This is a genomic window from Streptomyces sp. NPDC006294 (genome assembly GCF_042870895.1).
Lineage (GTDB): Bacteria > Actinomycetota > Actinomycetes > Streptomycetales > Streptomycetaceae > Streptomyces.
Window position 1 is genome coordinate 369,766 of sequence record NZ_JBIAHV010000006.1, and the last position, 9,750, is coordinate 379,515.

Sequence of the window (9,750 nt, forward strand, 5' to 3'; positions counted from 1 at the left end):
TGGATATGACTAGTAAGATTCATGAGTATCATCCTCGGTGTGCCCGTGGACAGGGCCAGGCGGACCGAAGCAGCGAGGAGGCGAGGGGATGGCACTGCGCCACGCCGTGCTGGCGGCGCTGCTCGACGAGGAGCTGAGCGGCTACCAGTTGGCGAAGTCGTTCGACCTGGGGGTGGCCAACTTCTGGCACGCCCAGCCGCAGCAGCTCTACGCCGAACTGGCCCGGCTCGAGAAGGCCGGACTGGTCACCGGCCGGGAGGTGGTGCAGGACAACCGCCCCAACAAGCGCCTGTTCAAGGTCACCGACGCCGGTCTGGCCGAGCTGGAGCAGTTCACGGCCGCCGCTGCCAGACCCTCCTGCGTCCGCGAGGACCTGCTGGTGATGGTCCAGGCCGCCGACCACGTCGACACGGGGAAGCTGATCGCGCAGCTCACCGAACGCGCCGCCTTCGCCCGCGCGAAGATCGAGCTGTTCGAGCGGCTGCTGCACACGATGCGGGGCGAGCGCACCGAGGACGCATTCCTGCGCCACGGCCGGCCCGTCGGCCCCTATCTGACCTGTCTGCGTGGCCTCGCCTTCGAGGAGGGCAACCGTGACTGGTGCGAACGCGCGGCCCGGGTCCTGCGGGAGAGGCGGCCCGCCCATGACCGGCACTGAGCCGCGGTTCCTGCGGTACGTGGCCCTCGGCGACAGCCAGACCGAGGGCATGGGCGACGGCGACGACACGACCGGCCTGCGCGGCTGGGCCGACCGGCTCGCCGAGCACCTCGCGCCGCACAACCCCGGCCTGCGGTACGCCAACCTGGCCGTCCGCGGCCGCCTGGCCGGGCAGGTCCGCACCGAACAGCTCGGCCCCGCGCTCGTCCTGGGCCCCGACCTGGCCACCGTGGTCGCCGGGGTCAACGACCTGCTGCGGCCGCGGTTCGACGCCGACGAGGTCGCCGGCCACCTGGAGGCCATGTTCGCCGCGCTCACCGCGCAGGGCGCCCTGGTCGCCACCCTGACCTTCCCCGACCTCGCGCGGATCACCCCGCTCGCCCGCCCCTTCAGCCCCCGCGTCACCGCTCTCAACGACCGCGTACGGCGGGCCGCCCGGCGGCACGGGGTCGTCGTCGCGGAGACCGGCCACCACCCGGTCGTCACCGACCCCCGCCTGTGGAGCGCCGACCGGCTGCACGCCGGGCCCCTCGGCCATGAGCGGATCGCCGCCGCGGTCGCGCACGCCCTCGACCTGCCCGGCAGCGACCTCTCCTGGACGCGCCCGCTGCCCGCGGCAGGGACCGCCGCCGCCACCGGACGGCACGCCGTCGCCGCCGAACTGCGCTGGGTCGCCGCCTTCCTCGGGCCGTGGCTGCGCCGGCGTGTGCAAGGCCGCTCGTCCGGCGACGGCCGCACCGCCAAGAGGCCGCACCTCCTGCCCGTGGGGACACCCGGCCCTGCCCCCGGGGTCGCCTCGCCGACCGGCCACGCCTGACTAGCGGTTGCCGTCCTCCGGCGAGGGGCCGGGCCGGCGCAGGGTCGAGATCACCTCGTCGTCGGAGACCTGGGCGAACTCCTCGTACCACTCACCGACGGACCAGAAGGCGTCCGGCCGGTGCAGGCACACCAGGTCGTCGGCCTCCGCCCGCACGGCCGCTGCCGCATCACGGGCGCACACGGGCACGGCCAGCACCAGATGGGCCGGGCCCTGCGCGCGCAGATGACGCAGCGCGGCGCGGGCGGTGACCCCGGTGGCGAGCCCGTCATCGACGACGATCACGCTGCGTCCCGTCACCGCCGGAGCGGGGCGGCCGTGGCGGTACACGTCTTCCCGGCGGCGCAGTTCCGCCCGCTCGCGGGCGACGTCGTCGGCCAGGTCCTCCGCGGAGAGGTTCAGCATCCGAAGGGACTCGTCGTCGAAGAGCGGGGGCTCGTCTCCCGCGATCGCGCCGATGCCCGTCTCCGGGCTGCCGGGCGCGCCGATCTTGCGGACCACCACGACGTCCAGGGGAGCGCCGAGAGCGCGCGCGACCTCGGCCGCCACCGGCACACCGCCGCGCGGCAGCGCCAGGACGAGGGGATCGGTCAGATCCCGGTGCGCGGCCCACTCGACGAGTCGGGCCGCCAACTGCCGGCCCGCGTGCCGGTGATCGAGGAAGCGCATCGGCTTCGCCTCCCTTCAGCGGTCCTGGCCACGCACGGTGCCGGGCGCCTCACGCCGGTTTGAGCGGATCGTGGCCGATGTCCATCAAACTGTGCCGCCAGTCCGTCCCCCCGGCCTTCGTGTCGAGCGAGGGATCCCGTTGCGAACGGACGATGTCGCAGACTCGTTCCATCACCTCCACATCGGTGGGTGTGAGGTCGGTGCGACGCTTGCCGAGGATCTCCAGGACGCGCCGGCCGGTGGGCTTTCCGGCCCGGTCGGGGACCTCCTCGGTCTCCTCACCGGCGGCTTCCACGCTCAGCCATTCCTGCAACTCCCGTGACGTCATGTTCACCACGGCATGGAATTCGTTCCACAGCTCGTCGCTGATCTGTGCGGACACTGCCATGACTGCCTCCACGCATGTCGACACCCGGTCGGGTCTCCGAGCCCCGGTGTCGTAAACGTCCGCCGGTGTGGGGCGGTGTTACGTGGTGGGGCGCTGGCGGTCGCCGCCGCGCCGGCGCAGCCGGTCGGTGTGGCGGGTGACGGAGTCGACGCGGGCGGCGAGGCCGGGGTGACGCGTCTCGAGGTGGGAGTGGGCGTCGATGAGGGGGCGGAGGAGGGCGGCGGGGTCGTTGTCGCCGAGCGCTTCGGCCAGGGGTGCGCGGGAGGTGGTGGGCAGGTCCGTGAGCGTGGTGATCTGGCCGGCGAGCTGGCGCAGGTCCGACGCGTTGCTGCGGGCCCAGGCGGTGACCGTGCGGTCGGCGGCGCGGCGGTCCCTGGTGGCCTGCACGCGCTGTTCGCCGGTGGTGCCCGCGTCGCCGGGGCGCAGCCGCAGATAGCGGCGTTCTGCGGCCTGGCGGCTGGCCACGCCGAGGGGCCGGGCGAGCTCGGCCCAGCTGGCGCCCGCCTCGCGCGCCGCCTCGATGAGGCCCGGCTCCCACCCGGCCAGCTGGTCGCGCACCTGCCGCAGCAGGAGCAGCGCGGCCAGCGCCTGCCGGGAACTGGCCTGCTCCGGCGGCGGTTCCTGTCCGGGCCGCGGGGCCTGGGCGGCGCGCACGGCCTCGTCGATGGCCGTCAGCGCCGCCGCCGCGGCGAGGAACGAGGCGGGGGCAGGCCCGGGCTCGCGGGGCTGCTCGGCTGCTTTCACGGGAGTCCCTTCCCTGTGCGTCGTCCTTCGATGCCGTCGTCTACCTGATGACACCTTGCCCGTCATCCCTTCGATGACGATCCGGTTGTCATCGTTTGGATGACATGCTACAACGGAGTCAGGTACAGCGCATTGGCAGTAACTGCCTGAACCGACTGGAGGTGTTTTCGCGATGTTGATGCGCACCGACCCCTTCCGCGAGATCGACCGCCTCACCCAGCAGCTCCTGGGGACCAGTGGCACGTGGTCGAGGCCCTCGGCGATGCCGATGGACGCCTACCGGGAGGGCGACGAATATGTGATCGCTCTCGACCTTCCCGGTGTCACGAGCGATGCGATCGACATCGACGTCGAACGCAACATGCTGACCGTCAAGGCCGAGCGCCGGCCGGTCACGAAGGCCGACGACGTCCAGATGGAACTGTCCGAACGGCCCCTGGGCGTGTTCTCCCGCCAGGTGATGCTGGCCGACACCCTGGACACGGAACACATCAGGGCCGACTACGAGTCGGGTGTCCTGACACTCCGGATCCCGATCGCCGAGCGTGCCAAGCCCCGCAAGATCACCATCGGCGGGGAGGCCGGCCGCAAGGAGATCCGCGGCTGACCGCGCCCGCCCGCGCCGTGGCGGAGGACGGGAACCGGTTCCCCCTCCCGTCCCGCCCTCCGCCCTCCGGCCGGGAGAGGAAGGGGCTTCGATGACGATGCGATGGGACGTGTTCCTCGAACAGGTGCAGGAACGCGGTGAGTACACCACACGCCAGGAGGCGGAGCGGGCGGCACGCACCGTGCTCGCCCTGCTGGGCGCGCACCTGGTGGGCGACGTGCGGGCCGGGCTGGCCGCCCGGCTCCCGGAGACCTTCGCGCTGATCCTGCTCAACCCGCTGCAGGCCGCCGAACCGCTGTCACCCGAGCGGTTCGTCCGTGCCACCGCGGCATGGATCGACGGTGCCACCGAACAGACCGCGACGTGGGACGTCAGCGCCGTGCTGAGCGTGACCGCCGACGCCGCGGGCGAAGAGCTGACCCGCCGCATGCTGCTCCAACTGCCCCCGGGCTACGACCTCCTCTTCGGCCGCCCCGCACACGACGACCGATCCGGTCCGGTCCGCGGGTGACCGATGTCCGGCCGGGGGCCTGGCACCCGGCCGGCGGCGGCCCGGCCCCCGGGCCCGCCGGCGAGTGCGGCACCCGTGACAGGAACGATCCGCGACGAGCAAGACCCGCGACGAGCAAGACCCGCGACGAGCTAGACCCGCGATACGACCACGTCCGTGACGACCACGTCCGTGACGAGCAAGACCCGTGACGAGAGACGAGAAAGGCAGACATCCGACCATGCTCACCCAGCAGGGACCGACCCCGACGACGCCGGGCATGACGTTCGACCAGATGCTGGAACGAGTCCGCTACGAAGGCGCCTACCCCACGCGCGAGCGGGCCGAGGAGACCGTACGCGCCGTGCTGGCCGCACTCGGGCGTCAGATCACCGGGGACGAGCGCGTCGACCTGGCTGCCTGCCTCCCGCTCGAGGCCGCCCGTGCCTTCACCTCCCAGATTCCCGCCACGCAGCCCCTCACCGGCTGGGGCTTCGTCAAGGACCTCGCCACCCGCATCGGCGGCACCCCGGCCACCGCGCGCTGGGACACCGGAGCCGTCCTCCACGTCGTCACCCAGCTCGCCGGCCCCCGCCTCGTCGACCGCGTCCTGGCGCGACTGCCCGGCGGGTACGGCCTGCTGTTCGGCCGCGCCGAACTCACCCGGGCCGCCTGACCGGTCGGCCGCCCGCGCCCGTGCTGTCGGTGGGGCACCGCCGACCTGTCGCCGCACCTTCGGCCGAGTGACAACTCGGCCGAAGGTGCGGCGACAGGTGTACGGGCCGGCACGGGGCCGGCGGTGGTTCAGTTACGGGGCGCCTGGTACAGCCCACGGCCGGCACGGTGGGCGCGGGACGTGGCGACGAGGCGGTCGAGAGTGCTGCGCACGGTGTTGATGCTGCCGGTGGATTCGTCACGGCCCAGCGCCTGGGCGACGTCACGCGCACGCAGCGGTGTGTCGGCGTTGCGGGTCAGGACGGCGACCACCTGGTCGGTCAGCCCGGAGGCGTCCGCCACTGCGGCGGCCGCGGTGTCCTTGCTCTTCGCCGGAGCCTTCTTCTTGGCCGGGGCCGGGGCCGCCTTCTTCGTCTGGGCCTGCTTCCCCGCCTTCTTGGCCTGCGGCTGCTTGGCCGCCGGGGCCGTCTTCGCCGGGCGCTTGCCCGCCGCCTTCCTGGTGCGCGCCGCGGGCTGTGCCTTCTGCTCTGCCTTCTCCTGGGCCTTCTCCTGGGCCTTCTGTTCGGCCGGCTCCTCGGGCGCGGGAGTCGCCACGGGTTCTTCCGCGGGCAGCGGCTCGGACACCGTCTCGGACGCCGTCTCCTCCGCGACCGCCGGGGGCGAGTCGACCACGGTGGCAACGACGCTCTCCGCCTCACGAGGCGCCGGGATGGGCGTGGCGGACAGCGCCTGCAGGGCGGCGAGGGCGCCGCGTACCGACTCGAGTCGCTCGGTGACCGAGGCGAGTTCCTTCTCGAGCGTCTGCTGGTACTCCTCCAGCTGCGGCAACTCCGCCTGGAGCAGGGCGGTTGCCTCGGTGATGCTGCCTGCCGGGTTGGTCGAAGACGTCATGTCGATCTCCCGAATCGCGGGGCCGCGCCCGCGGTTGGATGTGGTTGCTGTGATGCAACGGTACTGCCCTCGCGTTGTCATTGGTGCACAAGACGGCGCGACGAACCCTCTCGCCCGCTGCCGATGTCCGCCGAAAGCCCTGCGACAAAGGGTTCTTCTTCCCGGGCGATGTGGGTGCGTAGGGTCGCGGTGTGACGCACACCGGACCGCACACCGAACCGCGCGGCGATCTACGCCCGCCGAGTCTCAACACCAATGAGAAAACAACACTGTTGACCTTCCTGGACTATCTGCGGGAATCCGTCGCCGCCAAGACTGCCGGCCTCTCGGAGACGGCGGCCCGCACCGCCGGGGTGCCGTCCGGAACCAGCATCCTCGGCCTGGTCAAACACTTGACCGCCGTGGAGTTCAACTGGTCCGCCCACGCGTACGCCGGCACCGACGCCCCGCTGCGGGACGACGAGGCCCGGCCTGCCGACGACGAGACCGTCGAAAGTCCGCTCGCCGCCTACCGGCGCGCGGTCGAGGAGCCCAACGCAATCATCGACGCCTGCGAGGACTTGGACCGACCGGGAGTCCGGTCGCTCCGTGAGACACCGCCACCGTCGATGCGTTGGGTCCTGGTACACATGGTCGAGGAGACCGCCCGCCATGCCGGCCACGCCGACATCCTCCGCGAGCAGACCGACGGCTCCGTCGGACGGTGACGCCGCTGAGGCGCCACCGCCCGGCCCCGGTCAGACCTTGGCGCCACCGGGGAGGCCCGCCTGCACCGGCTGCGACGGCAGCCCGAGTGCGGTCCGGATACGCACCTCCTGCTCCCTGCCCGCGTTCTTCTCCACCTCACGAGCGTGCCGGCCGAACGCCTCGGCGCTCTCGGCCCGTGAGGCCCGCTCCCAGTGCACGGAGCCCGCGGCCAGCCGAGCGGCGAGTTCCGACGCGACCGCGCCCGCCTCGGGCGGCAGGTCGGCCGCCCGCAACCGCGATGCGGTCGCCTCCTGGGCCCCCGCCATCCGGCCCGCCCACTCCCGCGCCGTGGCCAAGTCCTCGGCAGGGCTCTTCCGCGGAGCGTCCAGCAGTACGAGATGGCGGGGCTTCTGCGCGGTCAGATAGGCGACCTGATCCGGTGCGAGAACGGAGCCGTCGTTGCGGAGCGAGGCCGTGAGGCTGCCCTGCGGCCGGCCCGCCCAGCACAACACCGAACGCACGCCGCGGTCCCACCCGGACCGGTCGGGCTGGTAGAAGTACGTCTGGAGGCGCCCGTACTCGTAAGGGTCCATCGCGTAGTCGAGCAGCAGACCCGCGCACCGCTCCCGCGAGGTCGCCGACATCTCCGTGAATCCCGGGTACTGGTCACGGTCCGGCAGCCGGAACGACCCGAACGCCTCGGCGACGTGGGGTTCGTCGCACCGCTTGCGCGTTGCGCTGACGTCGCTCAGCGACTCGCGGTCCTGCCGCAGCAGCCCCGAGCCGGGGTCGAAGCAGTCGCCCACGGTCAGGTCGAAAACGGTCATGGTCCGGCCCGGGACGGTTGTCCGGCCGCCGTCCGAGCTGTTGGTGCTGCCGGCCCATACGGAGAAATGGACCGACCCCGAGGCCAGAGCGCCGGCCACCAGGACAACCACGCCGGAGACGGCGACGCCCGCCGTCGCGAAACCCTGGCCGCGCCGGTTCCGCCGGCGCATCCGTACCAGGGCGGCGATACCGAGGACGAGCGCCAGCGGCGCGGGAACGACCAGCAGCGCCAACACGAATGACGCCAGCGCGAGGCGGCTCAACGGGAGAGGGGGCGGCGGGGGCACGGACACGGCGCCACCGGCGCCGAACGGGTCGGCCGGGCCGGACGGGTATGGGTACGGGGGAGGCATGGCCACGAGCAAGTCCCTTTCCGTCGGCATCCCCTGGCAGGGGCCGCATGCGAAGCGACAGAAGGGGCGCCCCGACCGGACCTTGGCGCGCGCGCCGGGCCCCGACATGGACCACCGGGCGCGACACGGAACACCGGCCGCACCGCCGAGCCGCGGCCCGACCTGTCTGCGGGGCCAGAGTGGCACATGGTCACACCGGAGGCATTGCATGATTCCGGAAGCCTTCACGACCCGTTGATGCCGAGCCGCCCGCTCTGCCCCTGCCTTCCGGGCACCGGACGCCGACTCTCCGCACGGCGTCCCGGGCAGGGCGGCCGTCCGGGCGGCAACAGCCCACGATGGACAGGACGCTGGGAAGAGTCATAGGTTCGTCCGCGCCGGTTGCCGAGTCCCGGCAAGCAGGACCACCAGATGACGGCGGCATCCGGGGCTCCCCTCGACGGTGCGGGGCCCGTGTAGAGTCAGCCGCGGAGTGCCGGGAAGTCTGGTCGGCGAACATGGGACAGGTGTCTTAGCTGATCGGGGGATTCTCGTCATGGTGCTCGTAGCTGTCTTCGGAGTGGCGCTGCTCATCGCCGTACTCCTGTCCGGGCTCGCGGCCCGCACGATCCTCTCCACCTCTTTCCTCTTCCTCGTGGGCGGCGCGCTCGTCAGCGACGGCTTCTTCGGCCTGATCCACATCACGGCCGACAGCGGCATCGTCTCCGTCACGGCGGACCTCGCCCTGTTCGCGGTGCTCTTCACCGATGGAATGCACGTCTCATTCCCCAGGCTGCGCGCCAACTGGAAGCACCCGGCGCGCGCGTTGGGTCTGGGCATGCCGCTCGCCCTGGTCGGCGTGGCGCTGGTCACGCACTTCCTGGTGGGTCTCGACTGGACGACGTCCTTCCTCGTCGGCGCCGTGCTGGCCCCCACCGACCCGGTGTTCGCCTCGGCGATCGTCGGCCGCAAGGAAGTGCCCTCGAAGCTGCGTCAGTTGCTGAACGTGGAGAGCGGCATCAACGACGGCCTGGCACTGCCCATCGTCCTGATCCTCATCGCCGCCGCCGGCCCCACCGCGGGGCACGCCGAGTCGTCGCTCGGCCTGATCGGCCTCGAGCTCGGTCTCGGCCTCGCCTTCGGCATCGTCCTGCCGCTGCTCGTCGTCGGACTTCTGCGGTTCAAGCTGCTCGGTGTGGAGCCCAAGCTCCAGCCGCTGCTGCTGCTGGCCATCGGCGTCATCCTGTACGGGCTGTGCCACCTCACGCACGCGAACCCGTACCTCGCGGCGTTCTCGGCGGGAGCGGTCCTCACGGCGGTCGCGCCGACCGAGGCGAAGACCGCGTTCGAACCGCTCGGCGAGCAGCTCGCGGAACTCGCCAAGTTCGCGGCCCTCCTGGTCTTCGGCGCCCTGCTGACCCCGCAGCTCTTCGGCGATCTCTCCGTCGGCGGCTACGTCGTGGTGTTCCTGGCGATCGTCCTGATCCGGCCCGCGTCCATGCTGGTCTCGCTGCTCGGGACGCGGTTCGACCGCCGGGAGCGGCTCGTCGCCGCCTGGTTCGGCCCCAAGGGCTTCGCCTCGGTCGTCTACGGGCTTCTCGTACTGCAGGCGGGCATCCCGCAGGGCGAGGAGGCGTACACCCTGATCGCCGTCTGCATCGCGGCCTCGATCATCGCCCACAGCAGCACCGACGTCCCGATCGCCCGCCTCTTCCACGTCGAGGACGTCGCGGGAATCCCCGGCGAGAAGGACGAGGCCGCGGAGCGCGCCGACAGCGGGGCCGAGTCGAAGCGGTCCTGACACACCCGGCCGCCCGACCCCGCTCCGGCCTCCGGAGCCGGGTCGGGCGGCGACGGGCCACACGGATACGCACGGCCGGCAGGCACGACCTTCGAGGGCACGGTGCCCGCAGCTCAGCGACGGGCCGGCGGCGGGCGGACGCCCAGGGGGCGTCCGCCCGCCG

The 9,750-nt window shown here is 72.3% G+C and carries 12 protein-coding genes; 7 read left to right on the top strand and 5 right to left on the bottom strand.

Annotated elements, in window-relative coordinates:
• Positions 1–88 precede the first annotated feature (88 nt).
• Entirely contained in the window at positions 89–658 is a 570-nt protein-coding gene (locus tag ACFYOP_RS13405) for a PadR family transcriptional regulator (protein WP_356899311.1), read from the top strand.
• Positions 645–1,475: an SGNH/GDSL hydrolase family protein gene (locus tag ACFYOP_RS13410; protein ID WP_356899312.1), complete on the top strand. Its 831-nt coding sequence runs from the start codon at positions 645–647 to the stop codon at positions 1,473–1,475. Before ACFYOP_RS13405 ends, ACFYOP_RS13410 begins: the two co-directional genes overlap by 14 nt.
• Here ACFYOP_RS13410 and ACFYOP_RS13415 read toward each other — a convergent pair whose 3' ends face one another.
• From ACFYOP_RS13415 to ACFYOP_RS13425, 3 genes are all read right to left on the bottom strand, one after another.
• Complete coding sequence (locus ACFYOP_RS13415; RefSeq protein ID WP_356899313.1) at positions 1,476–2,144, bottom strand: phosphoribosyltransferase family protein; 669 nt, start codon at positions 2,142–2,144, stop codon at positions 1,476–1,478.
• Positions 2,145–2,193: 49 nt separating this feature from the next.
• Positions 2,194–2,532: a DUF3140 domain-containing protein gene (locus ACFYOP_RS13420; RefSeq protein WP_356899314.1), complete on the bottom strand. Its 339-nt coding sequence runs from the start codon at positions 2,530–2,532 to the stop codon at positions 2,194–2,196.
• A 78-nt stretch (positions 2,533–2,610) separates the two neighbouring features.
• A complete protein-coding gene (locus ACFYOP_RS13425; protein WP_356899315.1) occupies positions 2,611–3,276 on the bottom strand; it encodes a type III effector protein in 666 nt (221 codons plus the stop codon).
• 172 nt (positions 3,277–3,448) lie between these two features.
• On the opposite strand from ACFYOP_RS13425, the gene ACFYOP_RS13430 reads away from it, so the two are divergent.
• From ACFYOP_RS13430 to ACFYOP_RS13440, 3 genes are all read left to right on the top strand, one after another.
• Positions 3,449–3,883: an Hsp20/alpha crystallin family protein gene (locus ACFYOP_RS13430; RefSeq protein ID WP_356899316.1), complete on the top strand. Its 435-nt coding sequence runs from the start codon at positions 3,449–3,451 to the stop codon at positions 3,881–3,883.
• A 91-nt stretch (positions 3,884–3,974) separates the two neighbouring features.
• Positions 3,975–4,394 carry a DUF2267 domain-containing protein gene (locus tag ACFYOP_RS13435; protein WP_356899317.1) on the top strand — a complete coding sequence of 140 codons (420 nt, stop codon included), beginning with the start codon at positions 3,975–3,977 and terminating at the stop codon, positions 4,392–4,394.
• Between the two features lie 220 nt (positions 4,395–4,614).
• On the top strand, positions 4,615–5,049 hold the full coding sequence (locus ACFYOP_RS13440; protein ID WP_356899318.1) for a DUF2267 domain-containing protein: 435 nt from the start codon (positions 4,615–4,617) through the stop codon (positions 5,047–5,049).
• A gap of 128 nt (positions 5,050–5,177) precedes the next feature.
• Here ACFYOP_RS13440 and ACFYOP_RS13445 read toward each other — a convergent pair whose 3' ends face one another.
• Entirely contained in the window at positions 5,178–5,939 is a 762-nt protein-coding gene (locus ACFYOP_RS13445; protein WP_356899319.1) for a hypothetical protein, read from the bottom strand.
• A gap of 191 nt (positions 5,940–6,130) precedes the next feature.
• Here ACFYOP_RS13445 and ACFYOP_RS13450 point away from each other — a divergent pair, with 191 nt between their 5' ends.
• Positions 6,131–6,646: a DinB family protein gene (locus tag ACFYOP_RS13450; RefSeq protein ID WP_356899320.1), complete on the top strand. Its 516-nt coding sequence runs from the start codon at positions 6,131–6,133 to the stop codon at positions 6,644–6,646.
• 30 nt (positions 6,647–6,676) lie between these two features.
• On the opposite strand, the gene ACFYOP_RS13455 is transcribed toward ACFYOP_RS13450, so the two are convergent.
• Entirely contained in the window at positions 6,677–7,717 is a 1,041-nt protein-coding gene (locus tag ACFYOP_RS13455) for a DUF4190 domain-containing protein (RefSeq protein ID WP_356899321.1), read from the bottom strand.
• Between the two features lie 625 nt (positions 7,718–8,342).
• Here ACFYOP_RS13455 and ACFYOP_RS13460 point away from each other — a divergent pair.
• Positions 8,343–9,587, top strand: a complete 1,245-nt coding sequence (locus tag ACFYOP_RS13460) for a cation:proton antiporter (protein ID WP_356899322.1) — start codon at positions 8,343–8,345, stop codon at positions 9,585–9,587.
• Positions 9,588–9,750: the final 163 nt, after the last annotated feature.